The following is a 19051-nucleotide window of genomic DNA, read 5'->3' as shown; positions in this document are numbered from 1 at the left end:
GTTTTGGAGTAATGACTATGCAACGCTACTCGGGCTTCGGCCTCTTCAAGCACTCCCTCAGCCACCACGAAAACTGGCAGAAGATGTGGCGCACGCCGACCCCCAAGAAGGTCTACGACGTGGTCATCGTCGGCGGCGGCGGGCATGGTCTGGCGACCGCCTACTACCTGGCCAAAGAGCACGGCATCACCAACGTGGCCGTGGTCGAGAAAGGCTGGCTGGGCGGCGGTAACACCGCGCGCAACACCACCATCGTGCGTTCCAACTACCTGTGGGACGAGTCGGCGCACCTGTACGAACACGCGATGAAGCTGTGGGAAGGCCTGTCCCAGGACCTCAACTACAACGTGATGTTCTCCCAGCGTGGCGTGTACAACCTGTGCCACACCTTGCAGGACATCCGTGATTCCGAGCGCCGTGTGAGCGCCAACCGCCTCAATGGCGTGGACGGCGAATTGCTCAATGCCAAGCAAGTAGCCGACGAGATCCCATACCTCGACTGCTCGAAAAACACCCGCTACCCGGTGCTCGGCGCCACCGTGCAACGGCGCGGCGGCGTGGCCCGTCACGATGCCGTGGCCTGGGGCTTTGCCCGTGCCGCCGACGCCCTTGGCGTGGACCTGATCCAGCAGACCGAAGTGATCGGCTTTCGCAAGGAAAACGGCGTGTGCATCGGCGTGGAAACCAACAAGGGCTTCATCGGCGCCAAGCGCGTCGGTGTAGTCACTGCCGGTAATTCCGGGCACATGGCTTCGCTCGCCGGGTTCCGCCTGCCCATCGAATCCCACCCGCTGCAAGCGCTGGTGTCGGAGCCGATCAAGCCGATTATCGACAGCGTGATCATGTCCAACGCCGTACACGGCTACATCAGCCAGTCAGACAAGGGCGACCTGGTGATCGGCGCCGGTATCGACGGCTACAACGGCTACGGCCAGCGCGGCTCGTACCCGGTGATCGAACACACCATCCAGGCCATCGTCGAGATGTTCCCGGTGCTGTCCCGCGTGCGCATGAACCGTCAGTGGGGCGGCATCGTCGACACCACGCCGGATGCGTGCCCGATCATCTCCAAGACTCCGGTGCCGAACATGTTCTTCAACTGCGGTTGGGGCACCGGGGGCTTCAAGGCCACGCCGGGCTCAGGCAACGTGTTTGCCGCCAGCCTGGCCAAGGGTGAAATGCACCCATTGGCGGCACCTTTCTCCATCGACCGTTTCCACAACGGTGCGTTGATCGACGAACACGGCGCTGCGGCCGTCGCCCACTAACAGGAGAAATTCCCTATGTTGCATATCTTCTGTCCTCACTGTGGCGAACTGCGCTCCGAAGAGGAATTCCACGCATCCGGCCAAGCGCATATTCCGCGCCCGCTGGACCCGAATGCCTGCACCGATGAAGAGTGGGGCGACTATATGTTCTTCCGCGACAACCCGCGCGGCCTGCACCACGAACTGTGGATTCACGCCGCCGGTTGCCGCCAGTACTTCAACGCGACCCGCGACACCCTGACCTACGAAATTCTTGAAACCTACAAGATCGGTGAGAAGCCACAATTCACCGCCAAGGCCTCTGGAGAGAAGGTATGAGCCAGACCAATCGCCTGTCCAACGGTGGCCGGATCGACCGTAATAAAGTCCTGACGTTTACTTTCAACGGCCAGACCTACAAAGGCTTTGAAGGCGACACATTGGCCGCAGCCCTGCTGGCCAACGGCGTCGACATCATCGGCCGCAGCTTCAAGTACTCGCGCCCTCGCGGCATCTTTGCCGCTGGCGCCGAAGAGCCGAACGCGGTGCTGCAGATCGGTGCCACCGAAGCCACCCAGATTCCCAACGTGCGCGCCACGCAACAGGCGCTGTACCAAGGCCTGGTCGCCACCAGCACCAACGGCTGGCCGAACGTCAACAATGACGTGATGGGCATCCTCGGCAAGGTCGGCGGCAAGCTGATGCCGCCGGGGTTCTACTACAAAACCTTCATGTACCCGCAATCGTTCTGGATGACCTACGAGAAGTACATTCGTAAGGCCGCCGGCCTCGGCCGCTCGCCGACCGAGAATGACCCGGACACCTACGACAACTTCAACCGTCACTGTGACGTGCTGGTCGTCGGCGCCGGTCCTGCGGGCCTGGCTGCCGCACTGGCCGCCGCCCGCAGCGGTGCCCGCGTGATCCTCGCCGACGAGCAGGAAGAGTTCGGTGGTTCGCTGCTGGACTCGCGTGAAAGCCTCGACGGCAAGCCGGCTGCGGAATGGGTTGCCAGCGTCATCGCTGAACTCAAGGGCCTGCCGGACGTGGTGCTGTTGCCCCGCGCCACCGTCAACGGCTACCACGACCATAACTTCCTGACCATTCACGAGCGCCTCACCGATCACCTCGGTGACCGTGCGCCGATTGGCGTGGTGCGTCAGCGTATCCACCGTGTGCGTGCCAAGCGCGTGGTGCTGGCGACCGGCGCGTGCGAGCGTCCGCTGGTGTACGGCAACAACGACGTGCCGGGCAACATGCTGGCCGGTGCGGTCTCCACCTACGTGCGTCGCTACGGCGTGGCACCGGGCAAGAAGCTGGTGCTGTCGACCAACAACGACCACGCCTACCGCGTTGCCCTGGACTGGCTCGATGCCGGCCTGCACGTGGTGGCCGTGGCCGATGTACGCCACAACCCACGCGGCGCGCTGGTGGAAGAAGCCCGCGCCAAAGGCATTCGTATCCTCACCGGCAGCGCCGTGATCGAAGCCCGTGGCAGCAAGCACGTGACCGCCGCCCGCGTGGCTGCGATCGATGTGAAAGCGCATAAAGTCACCAGCCCAGGCGAATGGCTGGAGTGCGACCTGGTAGCCAGCTCCGGCGGCTATAGCCCGGTAGTTCACCTGGCTTCGCACCTGGGCGGCAAGCCGACCTGGCGTGAAGATATCCTCGGTTTTGTACCGGGCGAAGCGCCGCAGAAACGCGTGTGTGTCGGTGGGATCAACGGGGTCTACGGCCTTGGCGACTCCCTGGCGGATGGTTTTGAAGGCGGCGTGCGCGCGGCCAGCGAAGCCGGTTTCGCGCCGGTGGAAGGCACCTTGCCCAAAGCGCTGAGCCGCCTGGAAGAGCCGACTTTGGCGGTTTACCAAGTACCGCACGACAAGCCGACTGCACGGGCGCCGAAGCAATTCGTCGACCTGCAGAACGACGTGACCGCTGCCGCCATCGAACTCGCCACTCGCGAAGGTTTCGAGTCGGTCGAGCACGTCAAGCGCTACACCGCGCTGGGCTTCGGCACCGACCAGGGCAAACTGGGCAACGTCAACGGCCTGGCCATTGCCGCCCGCTCGCTGAACGTGACCATCCCGCAGATGGGCACCACCATGTTCCGTCCCAACTACACGCCGGTGACTTTCGGCGCCGTAGCGGGCCGTCACTGTGGGCACATCTTCGAACCGGTGCGCTACACCGCGTTGCACGCCTGGCACGTGAAGAACGGTGCCGAGTTTGAAGACGTCGGCCAGTGGAAGCGCCCTTGGTACTTCCCGCGCAACGGTGAAGACCTGCACGCCGCCGTCAAACGCGAATGCCTGGCCGTGCGTGACAGCGTCGGCCTGCTGGATGCGTCCACCCTCGGCAAGATCGACATCCAGGGCCCCGACGCGCGGGAGTTCCTCAACCGCATCTACACCAACGCTTGGACCAAGCTCGACGTGGGCAAGGCGCGCTATGGCCTGATGTGCAAGGAAGATGGCATGGTCTTCGACGACGGCGTGACTGCCTGCCTCGCCGACAACCACTTCCTGATGACCACCACCACCGGCGGCGCTGCCCGTGTGCTGCAATGGCTGGAAATCTACCAACAGACCGAATGGCCAGACCTCAAAGTGTATTTCACCTCGGTCACCGACCACTGGGCGACCATGACCCTGTCCGGTCCCAACAGCCGCAAGCTGCTGGCGGAAGTCACCGACATCGACCTGGACAAGGACGGGTTCCCGTTCATGACCTGGAAAGAAGGTCTGGTCGGCGGCGTACCGGCGCGGGTGTTCCGCATTTCGTTTACCGGTGAGCTGTCGTACGAAGTCAACGTGCAGGCCGACTACGCCATGGGTGTGTTGGAAAAAATCGTCGACGCCGGCAAAAAGTACAACCTGACCCCGTACGGCACCGAGACCATGCACGTATTGCGGGCCGAGAAGGGCTTCATCATTGTCGGCCAGGACACTGACGGCTCGATGACCCCGGATGACCTCAACATGGGTTGGTGCGTGGGCCGTACCAAGCCGTTCTCGTGGATCGGCTGGCGTGGCATGAACCGTGAAGACTGTGTGCGTGAAGAACGCAAGCAACTGGTGGGCTTGAAGCCGGTCGATCCGAAGGTGTGGCTGCCGGAAGGCGCGCAGCTGGTGTTTGATCCGAAGCAATCGATCCCGATGAAGATGGTCGGTCACGTCACCTCCAGCTACGCCCACAACTCCCTTGGCTATTCGTTTGCGCTGGGTGTGGTCAAGGGCGGCTTGAAGCGTATCGGCGAGCGGGTGTTCTCACCGCAGGCCGATGGCAGCGTGATCGAGGCGGAGATTGTTTCTTCGGTGTTCTTCGACCCCAAAGGCGATCGCCAGAACATCTGACAGGCCAAGCCCCTCCCTCAAGTTGAAATGCATTCCCCTGTGGGAGGGGGCTTGCCCCCGATGAGGTCAGCAGCCTCACAACAGAATTCAGAACAGGTGCTTTATGACAGCAGCCAATGTTTACCAACAACGCCCCACCTCCGGCGCCAAGGCCGAGTCGTCGCTGCACCACGCCGACCTCGCCAGCCTGGTCGGCAAGGGCCGCAAGAACGCCGGCGTGACCGTGCGTGAAAAGAAACTCCTGGGCCATCTGACGATTCGTGGCGACGGCCATGACGCAGCTTTCGCCGCCGGCGTGCACAAAGCCATCGGCATCGAGTTGCCCGGCGCGCTGCAAGTGATCGTCAAGGGCGAAACCAGCCTGCAATGGCTCGGCCCGGATGAGTGGTTGCTGATCGTGCCGAGCGGTGAAGAATTCGCCGCCGAGCAAAACCTGCGCGCCGCCCTGGGCGACCTGCATATCCAGGTCGTCAATGTCAGCGGCGGCCAGCAGATCCTCGAACTCAGCGGCCCGAACGTGCGCGATGTGCTGATGAAGTCCACCAGCTACGACGTGCACCCCAACAACTTCCCGGTGGGCAAGGCAGTGGGCACGGTGTTCGCCAAGTCGCAACTGGTGATCCGCCACACGGCTGAAGACACCTGGGAGCTGGTGATCCGTCGCAGCTTCTCGGATTACTGGTGGTTGTGGTTGCAGGATGCATCGGCCGAGTTCGGCCTGAGTGTCCAAGCCTGAGGAATGAGCCATGAGCCGCGCACCCGATACATGGATTTTGACCGCCGACTGCCCCAGCGTGCTCGGCACGGTGGACGCGGTCACCCGCTACCTGTTCGAACAGGGTTGCTACGTCACCGAGCACCACTCGTTCGATGACCGGCTTTCGGGCCGGTTCTTTATCCGCGTGGAATTCCGCCAGCCCGATGGTTTTGACGAACAGGCGTTCCGCGATGGCCTGGCCACCCGTGGTGAAGCCTTCGGCATGATCTTCGAGCTGACGGCGCCGAACTACCGGCCAAAAGTGGTGATCATGGTCTCCAAGGCCGATCACTGCCTCAACGACCTGCTGTATCGCCAGCGCATCGGCCAACTGTCGATGGACGTGGTCGCGGTGGTGTCCAACCACCCCGATCTGAAACCCTTGGCCGACTGGCACCAGATTCCCTACTACCATTTCCCCCTCGACCCCAACGACAAACCGTCCCAGGAGCGTCAGGTGTGGCAGGTGGTGGAAGACACCGGCGCAGAATTGGTGATTCTTGCGCGCTACATGCAAGTGCTGTCGCCGGAGCTGTGCCGCAAGCTCGATGGCAAGGCCATCAACATTCACCACTCGTTGCTGCCGGGGTTCAAGGGCGCCAAGCCGTATCACCAGGCGTACAACAAGGGCGTGAAGCTGGTAGGCGCCACGGCGCATTACATCAACAACGACCTGGACGAAGGCCCGATCATCGCCCAGGGCGTGGAGGTGGTGGATCATAGCCACTATCCCGAGGACTTGATTGCCAAGGGGCGTGATATCGAAGGGCTGACGTTGGCCCGGGCGGTGGGGTATCACATTGAGCGGCGGGTGTTTTTAAACGCCAATCGGACGGTGGTGCTCTGACTGACGCCATCGGGGGCAAGCCCCCTCCCACCTTTGGAATGCGGTCGAATGTGGGAGGGGGCTTGCCCCCGATGAGGCCCTCACTAACAACGCAATAACAGCATCTGTACCCGAGCACTTAAACGCGCTGCCCACCCAACGGGCAACGCAGTTCCATAAAAACAACAGCGAGGTGAAAGCATGTCTGGTAATCGTGGTGTCGTGTATCTCGGCAACGGCAAGGTCGAAGTACAGAAAATCGACTATCCCAAAATGCAGGACCCCCGTGGCAGGAAGATCGAGCATGGCGTCATCCTGCGCGTGGTCTCCACCAACATCTGCGGCTCCGACCAGCACATGGTGCGTGGCCGCACCACTGCCCAGACCGGCCTGGTGCTCGGTCATGAAATTACCGGTGAAGTGATCGAGAAGGGCAGCGACGTCGAGAACCTGAAAATCGGCGACCTGGTTTCCGTGCCCTTCAACGTAGCCTGTGGCCGCTGCCGCTCGTGCAAAGAGCAGCACACTGGCGTGTGCCTGACCGTCAACCCGGCCCGTGCCGGTGGTGCCTATGGCTATGTTGACATGGGCGACTGGACCGGCGGCCAGGCCGAATATGTGCTGGTGCCTTACGCCGACTTCAACCTGCTCAAATTGCCGGACCGCGACAAGGCCATGGAGAAGATCCGCGACCTGACATGTCTATCCGACATCCTGCCCACCGGCTACCACGGTGCAGTCACCGCCGGCGTTGGCCCAGGCAGTACCGTGTACATCGCCGGTGCCGGCCCTGTGGGCCTGGCGGCTGCCGCCTCCGCCCGCCTGCTGGGCGCCGCAGTGGTGATCATCGGCGACGTCAACCCGGTCCGCCTGGCTCACGCCAAGGCTCAGGGCTTCGAGATTGCTGACCTGTCCAAGGACACCCCGTTGCACGAACAGATCGCCGCACTGCTGGGCGAGCCGGAAGTGGACTGCGCCGTCGATGCCGTGGGCTTTGAAGCCCGTGGTCATGGTCATGAAGGCGTCAAGGCGGAAGCGCCGGCCACTGTGCTCAACTCGCTGATGGGCGTGGTGCGCGTGGCGGGCAAGATCGGTATCCCTGGCCTCTACGTCACCGAAGACCCGGGTGCTGTGGACGCTGCGGCAAAAATGGGCAGCCTGAGCATCCGCTTCGGCCTGGGCTGGGCCAAGTCCCACAGCTTCCACACCGGCCAGACGCCTGTGATGAAGTACAACCGCCAACTGATGCAGGCGATCATGTGGGACCGCATTAACATTGCCGAAATCGTGGGCGTGCAGGTGATCAGCCTGGATGACGCACCGCGCGGCTATGGTGAGTTCGATGCGGGCGTGCCGAAGAAGTTTGTGATTGATCCGCATAAGTTGTTCAGTGCGGCGTAAGGCAAACAGCTGAAAAAATGGCGACCCTGGAGGTCGCCATTTTTTATAGGTTATTTGAGGGTTGAGAGTCGCAGGTAGGGATCGGCGACCTCACCGTTCTTGATCAGCCGCTGGCCGCCGTAGTCGCAATGAAACTTGCCGTCTCGTTCATTGATCTCCTCGGCTTTGAGTTCATACTCCGGGCCCAGATAGTCGTCTTTGGTTGCGGCCGTTTGTCCTGTCCACGTCTTGCCTTTGGCCGTGGCGGTGTATTGATAGCCCTCGCCATAGGGTGGTGGGAGGTCGGGGTCTGTGTAGGGCTTTGATTGAATATCACCGACGGCGGGGCATTGGTCGATCCCGGTGGCCTCGGGCCGTGAAGCCTGGTCTTGCCCGCGTGCTTGCAAATGGTTGATTGCGCTGAAGGCAGCATAAAAATTGGGTATCAATCCGATCATGATCGTTACAGCTCCTTGTTCAATTGGGCTGTCTTCCCAGTGTGTATTACCGAGAGGACTGCCCTGAGTGGCTGTCACGGTGTTTGAGTTCCGGAAAATCCTATACTGCCGTTTGCGCTCATCGCGGTCATCAGCTTCAACGTGTTGCAAGGGCACCCTGATAGACAGTTGGCCCCGTCGGCTGCTTGCTCAGCGACCCACCCTTGGTCTCCGAACTCACCATCAACTCCACCGGCTTGCGGATGCTTTTCTGCTGGCGTGGGTTGAGTCCGATAATGCCTTTGCCATCTTCCGGCAACAGCCCCAGGGAAACCGGCGCGCTGCCTTCTGGAATGGCCCAGAGTTCCAGGCTGCGGTCCGGCTCCGGGGCCGCCGTGGCGATCGGTTCAACTTCGAGGTAATCCTTGTGCGCAATGATTTGAGCGGCCGGCTGCTGGGCCGTGGTCACCAGGGTGGCGGCGGACTTGACGTTATCCTGGGTGTAGAGCGCGCCGCCGAGGCCGGCGACGATGGCCATGCAGGCGCCGATAAACACACGTGGGCGGCTCCAGAATGGGGACGTTGGCTCAATCACTTGGGGGCGTGTGGCGCTCATAAGGCTAATCCTGGCTGTGTTGAAGTCATTTCATGGACTCTGGTATTCCCATTGGGTTCCTCGGCCCGGCCGGAACAATGCGTCGGATACCCAGTCAAACGCCTGCTTTCACCCCTACACCCAGAGGTTGTTTCGATGAAGATTTCACGCGGTTTCGCCCTTTCCTGCCTGATGACCCTGGCAGCCGGCCCGGTGCTTGCCGCAGGGTTCAGCCTTGGCGACGCGGCCAATGCCATTTCCGGCATGCAGGGTGGTAACAACAAGGCAGCGGCCGCAGCACCGTCGTCCGAGACGGCCGGGTTGCTGAGCGCCCTGACCTCGCAACTGAACATCACCCCCGAACAAGCGGTGGGCGGCACGGGCGCCATGCTGGGGCTGGCCAAGAACAAATTGAGCGGCAACGACTATTCGCAACTGGGTAATAGCGTGCCTGGCCTCGACCAACTGTCGGGCAATAATGCGTTGGGCAGCCTCGGGGCCTTGAGCGGGATGCTCGGCCAGGCTGGCGGTAGCAAGACCAGCGGCCTGGATGGCCTGCTGGGTAACGTGAAGAACACCAACGACCTGAACACCGCGTTCAGCGCCTTGGGCATGGACAGTGGCATGGTCGGCCAGTTTGCCCCGGTGATCCTGCAATACCTGGGTGGCCAGGGTGCCAGCAGCTCGGTGCTGGGCAAGCTGGCCCAGGCCTGGGGCACCGGCAGTTAAAGGCGCTCCGCGCGCAGTTGTTCGATGCGTGCGTCCTTCTCCGTCCAGAGCTGATTCACCCAGTCCTGGACGGTCTGGCGAAATGCCGGATCATTTTCGTAATCTCCTTGCCACAGCGCCGGGTCCAGCTCACGGGTGCGGATATCGATGATCACCTTCGGTACCGATCCGCAAATCAAATCCCAGAACCCTGGAATCCTGTCTTGCGGGTAGACCACCGTCACATCGAGCACAGCATCCAGTTGTTCACCCATCGCCGCCAGCACGAATGCCACACCGCCCGCCTTGGGCTTGAGCAGGCGGGTGAAAGGTGAGCCCTGCTGTTTGCGCTTGGCCTCGCTGAACCGCGTACCTTCCAGATAATTGACCACCGTCACCGGCTGGCGCTTGAACAGCTCGCAGGCCTCTTTGGTGATCTTCAGATCCTGCCCCGCCAGTTCCGGATGCTTGGCCAGGAATGCCTTGGTGTAGCGCTTCATGAACGGGTAATCCAGCGCCCACCAGGCCAGGCCCAGGAAGGGCACCCAGATCAGCTCTTTTTTCAGGAAGAATTTGAAGAACGGCGTACGCCGGTTGAGGGCCTGGATCAAGGCCGGGATGTCAACCCAGGATTGGTGGTTGCTGATCACCAGGTAACTGGTGTCACCCCGCAGATCGTCGCCGCCGCGAATGTCCCACTGGGTCGGGATGCACAGCGAGAAAATCAGCTTGTCGATCTCGGCCCAGGTCTCGGCGATCCACATCACCGCCCATGACATGTAGTCACGCAAGCGCCCCGGGGCTGCCAGCTTGAGCAGGGCAAACACCATCAACGGACCGAACAGCACGAGGGTGTTGAGCAAGAGCAGCAGGGTGACGAAACAGCCGGTGAGCAGGCGGCGCATAAGTAACTCTTGGAATCTTGTGGGCGGGCCATCATAAGCAAGGTGAGTCCAGAGGCCAAATCGCAAATCACCGTACGAATGTTTCACAATGTGCCGGGTATGGTGGGGTTAGCTAACTAACCGGCGCTTTTGCGGTCTAGAATCCGCCTACTTCTTTCCGAGGACATCACTTCGTGAAACTGCTTCTTGCCTCCCTCGCCCTGGTTGCCGTGCCGGTCATGGCCGCCGAACCGACCCTCTACGGTCGCTACGAATATATCCAGTTGCCGGAGATCGGCGAAACCTTCAAGGCCAAGATGGACACTGGCGCGCTGACCGCCTCGCTGTCGGCCCGCGACATCCAGACCTTCACCCGTGACGGTGACGATTGGGTGCGTTTCCGCCTCGGCGGCAAGGACGCGTCCGATAAGGTCTACGAGCACAAAGTCTCGCGCATCAGCAAGATCAAGAGCCGCGCCGACGAAGATGAGGACAAGGACGAAGCCACCGTGGCCAAGCGCCCGGTGATCGACCTGGAAATGTGCCTGGGCGACGTCAAGCGCACCGTTGAGGTCAACCTCACCGACCGCAGCAGCTTCAACTACCCGCTGCTGATCGGCGCCAAGGCTCTGCGCGAGTTCGGCGCTGCGGTCAACCCGGCGCGTCGCTACACTGCTGACAAACCGGACTGCTGACGGACCACCATGCCCCACATCCTGATTGTCGAAGACGAAGCGGCGATAGCCGACACGCTGATATTCGCCCTGCAAGGCGAGGGCTTCACCACCACCTGGCTGACACTCGGCCAGGCGGCGTTGGAGCATCAACGCCAGACGCCGGCCGACCTGATCATCCTCGACATCGGCCTGCCGGACATCACCGGGTTTGAAACCTGCAAGCAACTGCGCCGGTTCAGCGAAGTGCCGGTGATGTTCCTCAGCGCACGGGATGGCGAGATCGACCGGGTGGTGGGGCTGGAAATCGGCGCCGACGATTATGTGGTCAAGCCCTTCAGCCCTCGGGAAGTGACGGCGCGGGTCAGGGCGATCCTCAAGCGCATTGGCCCAGGAGCTGCACCGGTGGTGTTCCAGGTAGACCTGGAGCGCATGCAGATCATGTATCGCGGCCAGCCGTTGAGCCTCACGCGTCACGAATTCCGCCTGCTGCAAAGCCTGCTGGAACAGCCTGAACGTGTATTCAGCCGCGAGCAGCTGTTGGACGCGGTCGGCGTGGCGGCGGATGCCGGTTACGAACGCAACATCGACAGCCATATCAAAAGCCTGCGCAGCAAGTTACGCAGCGTGGCTGCGGACGCTGAGCCGATCCAGACCCACCGCGGCCTCGGCTACAGCTACAGCCCGGGCAACAGCTGATGCGCCTGGGGCTGCGGATCTTCCTGGTATACGCGCTGTTTATCGGCCTGACCGGCTACTTCGTGCTCAGCACCGTGATGAAGGAAGTCCGCCCTGGCGTGCGCCAGTCCACCGAAGAAACCCTGGTGGACACCGCCAACCTGCTGGCCGAAATCCTGCGCGACGACGTGAAGAACGGCACCCTCGGCCAAAGCCACTGGCCCGAACTGCTCAAGGCCTACGGCAATCGCCAGCCGGGCGCGACCATCTGGGGATTGCCGAAGAACCAGGTCAACCACCGCATCTACGTGACCGACGCCAAGGGCATTGTGTTGCTCGACTCCACGGGCGAAGCGGTGGGGCAGGACTATTCCAAATGGAACGACGTGTACCTGACCCTGCGCGGCGAGTACGGTGCGCGCTCCACCCGCAGCGAGCTGGATGACCCCACTTCCTCGGTGATGCACGTGGGCGCGCCGATCCGTGACAACGGCCAGATCATCGGCGTGGTCACCGTGGCCAAGCCGAACAGCTCGTTGCAGCCCTACGTCGACCGCACCGAGCGGCGCCTGCTGTGGTACGGCGCGGGCCTGGTGATTCTCGGCCTGTTGCTCGGCGCGCTGCTGTCGTGGTGGCTGAGCGTTGCGCTGCGTCGTTTGACGGCCTACGCCGAGGCGGTCAGCGAGGGCCGGCGCGCCGAGCTGCCGCATTACCGTGGCGGTGAACTCAAGCAGTTGTCCACCGCTGTCGAGCACATGCGCACGCAACTGGAAGGCAAGGCTTACGTCGAACACTACGTGCACACCCTGACCCACGAATTGAAGAGCCCGCTGGCCGCGATACGCGGCGCGGCAGAGTTGTTGCAGGGCGACATGACCCGTGAGCAACAGCAGCGTTTCGTCGGCAATATCGACAGTGAAAGCGCGCGCCTGCAGCAGTTGATCGAACGCCTGCTGAACCTGGCGCAGGTCGAGCAACGCCAGGGCCTGGAAGAGCAGGTGAGCATCCCGCTGGCAGCCATGGTCGATGATGTGCTCAAGGCGCAATGTGCGCGGATCGAAGGCGCCGGGTTGCACGTTGAACAGACGATTGCGGCGGATGTGAAGGTGTACGGCGAACCCTTCCTGCTGCGCCAGGCCCTGGGCAACTTGCTGGATAACGCCCTGGATTTCACACCGCCTGGCGGCACCTTGAGATTCAGCGCGCAGACCCGGCACAACGACGTACAGGTGAGCCTGTTCAACCAGGCTGCGTCGATTCCCGACTACGCCCTGCCGCGCCTGAGCGAACGGTTCTACTCGCTGCCACGCCCGGCCAGTGGCCGCAAAAGCACCGGCCTGGGCCTCAACTTTGTCGAGGAAGTGATGAAGCTGCACGGCGGCGCGTTGCAGATCGGCAACGTGCAAGGCGGCGTGCAAGTGGTGCTGCATCTCCACACAGTCTCCACATTGCCCACATAAATCTCCCACACAGGCTGCCCAGACTCTCCTCCATCCAAACAGGGAGAGACCCATGAACCGCAGCCTGCTTTTCAAACTTGGCGCGATTGCGCTGCTGATCCTGCTGTTGCTGATTCCGTTGCTGATGATCAACGGGATCATCAGCGACCGCCAGCAACTGCGCGACGGCGTCCTGATGGACATCGCCCGCAGCTCCAGCTACGCCCAGCGCCTCACCGGCCCGGTGATGGTGGTGCCGTATCGCAAGACCGTCCGCGAGTGGAAGCTCAACGAAAAACTCAACAAACGCTACGAAGTCACCCGTGAAGAGCGCGGCCGGCTGTATTTCCTGCCGGACCGTTTTGAACTCGACGGCAAGGTGCAGACCGAACTGCGTGCACGGGGCATCTACCAGGCGCGGCTGTTCCATGCTGACAACCGCATCAGCGGGCGTTTCGAATTGCCCGCGCAGTTGGGTATCACCGAAGACTTCGCCGATTACCGCTTTGAACCGGCGTTTCTCGCGGTGGGCATCAGCGATATTCGCGGCATCGAAAATGCGTTGAAGCTGGAGCTGGGCAGCCAGCAGCTGGAGTTCGAACCGGGATCCCAGGTGGACTGGTTGGGTGAAGGCGTGCACGTGACGCTGCCGGAGCAGGACAGCAAAAAGCCCTATGTCGTGGACTTTGCCTTCGACCTGCGCCTGCAAGGCACCGAGCAATTGCAAGTGGTGCCGGTGGGCAAGACCAGCCAGGTATCACTCGCCTCCAACTGGCCGCACCCCAGCTTTATCGGCAATTTCCTGCCGGCGCAACGTGAGGTCACCGATAAGGGGTTTACCGCCAACTGGCAGACCTCATTCTTCTCCACCAACCTCGAACAGGCTCTGCAAACCTGCCTGGACGGGCAGGGCTGCAATGACTTCAACAACCGCAGCTTCGGCGTGAACTTCATCGACCCGGTGGACCAGTACCTCAAGAGCGACCGTGCGATCAAATATGCGCTGCTGTTCATCGCCCTGACCTTTGCCGGTTTCTTCCTGTTCGAAGTGCTCAAGAGCCTGGCAGTGCACCCGGTGCAGTACGCGTTGGTGGGCTTTGCGCTGGCGTTCTTCTACCTGCTGTTGTTGTCGTTGTCCGAGCACATAGGCTTTGCCCTGGCCTACCTGATCTCGGCCAGTGCCTGTGTGCTGTTGATCGGCTTCTATGTGTGCCATGTGCTGCGCAGCGTGGCGCACGGGCTGGGCTTCTCGGCGGGGTTGGCGGCGTTGTATGGCTTGCTGTACGGGTTATTGAGTGCCGAGGACTACGCGCTGCTGATGGGTTCGTTGCTGCTGTTCGGCCTGCTGGGCACGGTGATGGTGTTGACGCGCAAGTTGGACTGGTATGGCGTGGGCAAGCGCAAGGCGGCCGAGCCGTTGATGTTTGACCTGGAGGCGGTGCAATGATCGGGTTACGCGAGGATCAGCAAGTGGGGGCGCAATTAGCCGCAAGGATCGCTACATTCCTCAATACCACCGCCGTTCAATGTGGGAGTGGGCTTGCCCGCGATAGCGGTGGTTCAGAAACAGCTGTGCTGAATGACATACCGCGATCGCGGGCAAGCCCGCTCCCACATGGGGTCGGTGTGAACATCAGGTCGGTGGCTGGGTTTCCAGCATCGAAGGCCGCTGGCTGACCTCGGCGAACCAGGCGGCAAGCTGCGGGTTGTCCAGGCGCCATTGCATATCCGGGTGACGGAAATCGAGGTAACCCAGGGCACAAGCCACGCTGATGGCGGCGATATCGAAATGGCTGGCCAGTTCGGCAATCGCATCGGCTTCCAGCTCGGCGAGGGTGCGACGGATCTTGTTGCGCTGTTCGTCGAGCCACTGGTCCCAGTGTTTTTCCGCCGGGCGCAGGGCGGTTTCGTAGCGCACCAGCACGGCGGCATCCATGATGCCATCGGCCATCGAGGCCATGGTCAGGCGGCGCCAGCGGGCCGAGCCGTCGCGGGGGATCAGCGGGGTGCCGGCGTGCTGGTGGTCGACGTAATCGAGGATCACCCGGCTGTCGTGCAGGACTGAACCGTCGGCCAGGCGCAGGGCCGGGATCTTGCCCACGGGGTTGCCTTCTACCACCTGCGCATCCGGGTTGACCGGGGTCGGCATGCAGCCGTACAGGGCGACGCGATCCTGCTGGCCGGTTTCAGCCAGCAGCACGCGAACCTTACGAACGAACGGTGACGCGGGGTTGTGGAACAAGGTCATGCTGGGAGCGGACATGGGCATTCCTCTGAATGGGCTGCGCTAATCTATCTCACCGTTTGATCAAGGCCCAAGTACCAATTGCAGCGGGGATGCCCAGCCCGAGCCAACTGAGCGAATCCCACAGCCCATCCCCGAGCAGCGCCGCAAACAACCCGGCGGCGCTGAGCAGGCCGATCCCCAGAGGGATCCCGAAGACCTTCCAGAAACTCGACTGACGTGGCTTCATGTTCGGCGCCTTACGATCCACAGGTAGATCCCGCTCACCAGCACGATGATGGTCAGCCCATCCAACACCGCCCACAGGATCTTCATCGGCATGCCGCCGTAATCGCCAAAGTGCAGCGGCTGGGACAGGCCCATGGCGTCCATGTACCACGGCCGTTCGGCGACGGCGGTGACAGCCAGGGTGCTGGCGTCGATCAGTACCGGCGTGAGCAAATGCGAGGTGAGGTGGGTGCTGCCTTTCATGAACACCGCGTAATGGTGTTCGCTGGAAAAGCGTGTGCCGGGGAAGGCGATGAAGTCCGGCTCCATGCCGGGGGCGGCCTTGGCGGCAATCGCCAGCAGTTCGGTGGCCGGGGCGCGTTGAGTCAGGGGCGGGGCGTTTTTGTAAGGCTCGATCATGGCGCTGAGGCTGTCCTGGCGCCAGGCGGCGATGATCAGGTCGGCGCAGGCGCTGATCACGCCGGTCACGCCCACCACCAGCGCCCAGGTCAGGGTGACCACGCCGATCAGGTTGTGCAGGTCGAGCCAGCGCAGGCGGGTGGATTTGTCCTGACGCACGGTGGCGAATTTCAGGCGGCGCATGAACGGCAGGTACAGCACCGTGCCGGAGATGATCGCCAGCACAAACAGAACCCCCATGAACGCCAGCAGCAACTTGCCCGGCAGGCCAGCGAACATATCCACATGCAAGCGCAGCAGGAACATCGTGAACCCGCCGTTGGCCGCCGGGGTTTCCATGGCTTGGCCGGTGCGCGCGTCGAGCAGGAAGGTGTGCGACGAGTTGGGCTCGGTGCCGGCGGTGGCGGCCATGATCGCGATCACGCCGTTCTTGTTGTCTTCGTCCCAGGCCAGGTACTGCATGGCGTCGCCGGGGCGATGGGCCTGCGCGGCGCTGACCAGTTGCTCCAGGTTGAGCTGCGGCGTGTCGACGGGCATCTGCGCCAGCTCGGGCTCGTTGCCCAGCAGGTGGTCGATCTCGTGGTGAAACACCAGCGGCAGGCCGGTGAGGGCGAGCAGCAGCAGGAATACCGTGCAGATCAGGCTGGTCCAGGTGTGGATGAAGGACCAGCGGCGGATGGTTTTGCTTTTCATGTTTTTTCAACCTTCAGACACACCAAAGCCGCCCATTGGGGCGGCCCGGTGGTTAACTCAGCCGATTACCACTGGTAGGTGGCACTGGCGACGACGCTGCGTTGGTCGCCGAAGTAGCAGTAGGAACCGTCACAGGTGGAGATGTAGTCCTTGTTGAACAGGTTGGTGGCATTGAGTTTGACCGAGGCGCCTTTGAGGCTGTTGTCCAGGCGACCCAAGTCGTAATGCACCGCACCGTCGAAAACGGTGTAGGCGTTGGCTTTGCCGAGCCAGGTGTTGCCCTGGTCGCCGTAGGTGTTGCCGGTGTAGCGCGCGCCGAAGCCGATACCGAAGCCGTCCAGTACACCGGTGTGCCAGGTGTAGTCGGTCCAGAGCGACGCTTGCTGATTTGGCATCAGTTGCAGGCGGTTACCTTTGAAGTCGCCTTTTTGGACTTCGGATTTGGCCAGTGTGTAGGCGGCGATCACCTTGAGGTTTTCGGTCACGTCAGACACGGCTTCCAACTCCAGGCCTTTGACTTTCACTTCGCCGGTCTGGTCGGTGACCGCCTGGCCGCCTGCACCTGTGCTGGTGACCAGTACGTTTTTCTGGGTCAGGTCATACACCGCCGCACTCAAGAGGGTGTTGGAACCGGGTGGCTGGTACTTGATCCCGAGTTCCCACTGCTTGCCTTCGGTTGGCTTGTACGATTTGAGTGGGTCTACGCTGGCGTTGCTCGCTGGCTGGAAAGATTCAGCGTAGGACAAGTACGGCACAAAGCCCGAGTCGAACACATAGCTCAACGCTGCGTTGCCACTGAAGTTCTTGCTGCGGTCGGTGTTGGTGACGTCGTTCTTATTGAAGTAGGTCGTGCCCTGATGGACCCAGTCTTCACGACCGCCCAGGGTCAGGCGCCAATTGTCCAAGGCCATCTGGTCTTGTACGTAGAGGCCGGTCTGGATGGTTTTTTGGTTGTAATCGTAATACGCATCGGAGCGTGGAGGACGTACGACCGGCGTGGTGTTTACAGGATTGAAGATGTTGACCGTGCCTGCTCCGCCGTAGATCGACAGGTATGACGTATCGGTACGCTGGTGATCCAGGCCCAGCAGCAGGGTATGCGTGACATCGCCGGTGGCGAAGTCTGCCTGGAAGTTGTTGTCGACTGCGAACTGGCCGATGTTCTCGTCGACGTTGGTCGAGGTGCGGCCGATGTTACCGGCAGCGTCAACCGGGTAATAGGCATAAGCGCCCACGGTCAGTTGCTGGAACGACAGCTCCGACTTGGTGTAGCGCAGGTTCTGTTTGAACTGCCAGGTGTCGTTGAAGCGGTGCTCGAACGCATAGCCCAACGCGTAATAGGTGCGGTCGTAAAACTCGTAGTCCGGGTCGCCCAGGTTTTTGTGGTGGGACACATCGCCCAATGGCGATTTGATCTTGGTGCCCACGATAGGCAGGAACTGACTGGTGGCGCCCGTATCGTCGCGAGTGAACTGCGACAGGAAGGTCAGCTTGGTGTCCGGGTCGATGTTCCAGGTCAGGCTGGGCGCAATGTTGTAGCGCTTGTTATCGATTTGGTCGACCTGGGTGCCGGCATCCCGCACCACGCCGCTGAGGCCATAGAGGAACTGGCCTTCGTCATCGATCTTGCCGGTGCTGGCGAAGTTGATCTGGCGGTAGTTGTCGCTGCCGTATTGCACCTGTACGGCATTGCTCGATTCAGCACTGGGGCGGCGGCTGACCATGTCCAGCAAACCGCCCGGCGGGGTCTGGCCGTAGATCGACGAGGCCGGGCCGCGCAGCAGGGCGAGGCGGTCGAGGTTCCAGGTTTCGGCTTTCGGGTTGGCGTACACACCGCGTGGCAGCGGCAGGCCGTCGAGGAACTGGGTTGGTTCGAAGCCGCGCACGCGCATCCAGTCGTAGCGGGTGTCGCTGCCGTAGCTGGCGGACACGATGCCGGGCATGTATTTGACCGCATCGTCCAGGTTCTGCACGTTGCGGTCCTGCATCTGCTGGCGCGTGGCAACCGAGATCGAACGCGGCGCCTCGACCAACGCGGTGTCGGTCTTGGTGCCGGCGGCAGTGCGCTTGGCCAGGTAGCCGTCGACCGGGCCCCAGGCGCTTTCATAGCTGTCCTGGCCGGTGATATTGGTGGTCGGCAACGCTACGACGCCTTCCGGAATTGCCACCAGGGTGTAGGTTCCCGCACTGCTTTGTTCCAACTGCAGTCCCGTCCCTCGCAACGCCTCACGCAGCGCGCCGGGTGCGTCGAACTGGCCCTGGACCGGCGCCGAGGTCTTGCCCGATGCCAGTGCCGGGCTGAGGGTCAGTGCCAGGCCGCCCTGGCTGGCAATCTGGTTCAGGGTGCTGGCCAGTGGCGCCGCCGGCAGGTTGTAGGCGCGCACGCTGGACGCCTGTTCGGCGGCGATCAGCGACGTGCTGGCCAGCGGGGCGCCGAGGGCAATGGCCACGGCTAACAGGCTGGGGCGCAACAAGGTGTCTAGCGTGCGGGACATAGGGCGGCTCCTG

Annotated in this window: 18 protein-coding genes; 11 read left to right on the top strand and 7 right to left on the bottom strand. The window is 62.1% G+C overall.

Annotation, left to right across the window (positions count from 1 at the left end):
* The first annotated feature begins 17 nt into the window (after positions 1-17).
* The 6 genes from K5K89_RS26860 (at position 18) to fdhA (ending at position 7584) form a co-directional block, all read left to right on the top strand.
* Positions 18-1268: a sarcosine oxidase subunit beta gene (locus tag K5K89_RS26860; RefSeq protein ID WP_010207084.1), complete on the top strand. Its 1251-nt coding sequence runs from the start codon at positions 18-20 to the stop codon at positions 1266-1268.
* A gap of 15 nt (positions 1269-1283) precedes the next feature.
* On the top strand, positions 1284-1586 hold the full coding sequence (locus tag K5K89_RS26855) for a sarcosine oxidase subunit delta (protein ID WP_010207083.1): 303 nt from the start codon (positions 1284-1286) through the stop codon (positions 1584-1586).
* On the top strand, positions 1583-4600 hold the full coding sequence (locus tag K5K89_RS26850; RefSeq protein ID WP_222540551.1) for a sarcosine oxidase subunit alpha: 3018 nt from the start codon (positions 1583-1585) through the stop codon (positions 4598-4600). The genes K5K89_RS26855 and K5K89_RS26850 overlap by 4 nt, the downstream gene beginning before the upstream one ends.
* Positions 4601-4703: 103 nt before the next feature.
* Entirely contained in the window at positions 4704-5336 is a 633-nt protein-coding gene (locus tag K5K89_RS26845; RefSeq protein WP_092242174.1) for a sarcosine oxidase subunit gamma, read from the top strand.
* Between the two features lie 10 nt (positions 5337-5346).
* Positions 5347-6204, top strand: coding sequence for a formyltetrahydrofolate deformylase (purU, locus tag K5K89_RS26840; protein ID WP_005792124.1), 858 nt, complete (start codon positions 5347-5349; stop codon positions 6202-6204).
* Between the two features lie 180 nt (positions 6205-6384).
* Positions 6385-7584 carry a formaldehyde dehydrogenase, glutathione-independent gene (gene fdhA, locus K5K89_RS26835; protein WP_016972852.1) on the top strand — a complete coding sequence of 400 codons (1200 nt, stop codon included), beginning with the start codon at positions 6385-6387 and terminating at the stop codon, positions 7582-7584.
* 50 nt (positions 7585-7634) lie between these two features.
* Here the strand turns inward: fdhA and K5K89_RS26830 are convergent, their stop codons facing one another.
* Entirely contained in the window at positions 7635-8021 is a 387-nt protein-coding gene (locus K5K89_RS26830; RefSeq protein WP_071490286.1) for a hypothetical protein, read from the bottom strand.
* Between the two features lie 136 nt (positions 8022-8157).
* Complete coding sequence (locus K5K89_RS26825) at positions 8158-8616, bottom strand: anti-sigma factor domain-containing protein (protein WP_071490285.1); 459 nt, start codon at positions 8614-8616, stop codon at positions 8158-8160.
* Positions 8617-8751: 135 nt separating this feature from the next.
* Here K5K89_RS26825 and K5K89_RS26820 point away from each other — a divergent pair, with 135 nt between their 5' ends.
* Entirely contained in the window at positions 8752-9324 is a 573-nt protein-coding gene (locus K5K89_RS26820) for a DUF2780 domain-containing protein (RefSeq protein ID WP_071490284.1), read from the top strand.
* Here K5K89_RS26820 and K5K89_RS26815 read toward each other — a convergent pair.
* Positions 9321-10208 (bottom strand): acyltransferase, encoded by an 888-nt coding sequence (locus tag K5K89_RS26815; RefSeq protein ID WP_222540550.1) that lies wholly within the window; start codon positions 10206-10208, stop codon positions 9321-9323. The genes K5K89_RS26820 and K5K89_RS26815 overlap by 4 nt on opposite strands.
* Before the next feature lie 173 nt (positions 10209-10381).
* Between K5K89_RS26815 and K5K89_RS26810 the strand changes: the two genes are divergently transcribed.
* Genes K5K89_RS26810 through creD form a run of 4 tightly spaced genes read left to right on the top strand, consistent with a single transcriptional unit; the run spans position 10382 to position 14425 of the window.
* A complete protein-coding gene (locus K5K89_RS26810) occupies positions 10382-10882 on the top strand; it encodes an ATP-dependent zinc protease (protein WP_058426668.1) in 501 nt (166 codons plus the stop codon).
* A 9-nt stretch (positions 10883-10891) separates the two neighbouring features.
* A complete protein-coding gene (gene creB / locus K5K89_RS26805; protein WP_092242198.1) occupies positions 10892-11560 on the top strand; it encodes a two-component system response regulator CreB in 669 nt (222 codons plus the stop codon).
* Complete coding sequence (creC, locus tag K5K89_RS26800) at positions 11560-12999, top strand: two-component system sensor histidine kinase CreC (RefSeq protein WP_222540549.1); 1440 nt, start codon at positions 11560-11562, stop codon at positions 12997-12999. Before creB ends, creC begins: the two co-directional genes overlap by 1 nt.
* Before the next feature lie 52 nt (positions 13000-13051).
* On the top strand, positions 13052-14425 hold the full coding sequence (gene creD / locus K5K89_RS26795) for a cell envelope integrity protein CreD (protein ID WP_222540548.1): 1374 nt from the start codon (positions 13052-13054) through the stop codon (positions 14423-14425).
* A 186-nt stretch (positions 14426-14611) separates the two neighbouring features.
* On the opposite strand, the gene K5K89_RS26790 is transcribed toward creD, so the two are convergent.
* From K5K89_RS26790 to K5K89_RS26775, 4 genes are all read right to left on the bottom strand, one after another.
* Positions 14612-15241: a glutathione S-transferase family protein gene (locus tag K5K89_RS26790; RefSeq protein ID WP_222540547.1), complete on the bottom strand. Its 630-nt coding sequence runs from the start codon at positions 15239-15241 to the stop codon at positions 14612-14614.
* Between the two features lie 34 nt (positions 15242-15275).
* Positions 15276-15452, bottom strand: coding sequence for a hypothetical protein (locus K5K89_RS26785; RefSeq protein WP_092242210.1), 177 nt, complete (start codon positions 15450-15452; stop codon positions 15276-15278).
* Positions 15449-16543: a PepSY-associated TM helix domain-containing protein gene (locus K5K89_RS26780; RefSeq protein ID WP_222540546.1), complete on the bottom strand. Its 1095-nt coding sequence runs from the start codon at positions 16541-16543 to the stop codon at positions 15449-15451. Before K5K89_RS26780 ends, K5K89_RS26785 begins: the two co-directional genes overlap by 4 nt.
* A 65-nt stretch (positions 16544-16608) precedes the next feature.
* Positions 16609-19038: a TonB-dependent siderophore receptor gene (locus K5K89_RS26775; RefSeq protein WP_222540545.1), complete on the bottom strand. Its 2430-nt coding sequence runs from the start codon at positions 19036-19038 to the stop codon at positions 16609-16611.
* Between the last annotated feature and the right edge of the window lie 13 nt (positions 19039-19051).

Origin of the sequence: Pseudomonas sp. DR208, from assembly GCF_019823005.1 — a bacterium.
In the GTDB taxonomy this organism is placed as follows: domain Bacteria; phylum Pseudomonadota; class Gammaproteobacteria; order Pseudomonadales; family Pseudomonadaceae; genus Aquipseudomonas; species Aquipseudomonas extremorientalis.
This window is presented reverse-complemented; position numbering and strand designations above follow the sequence as displayed.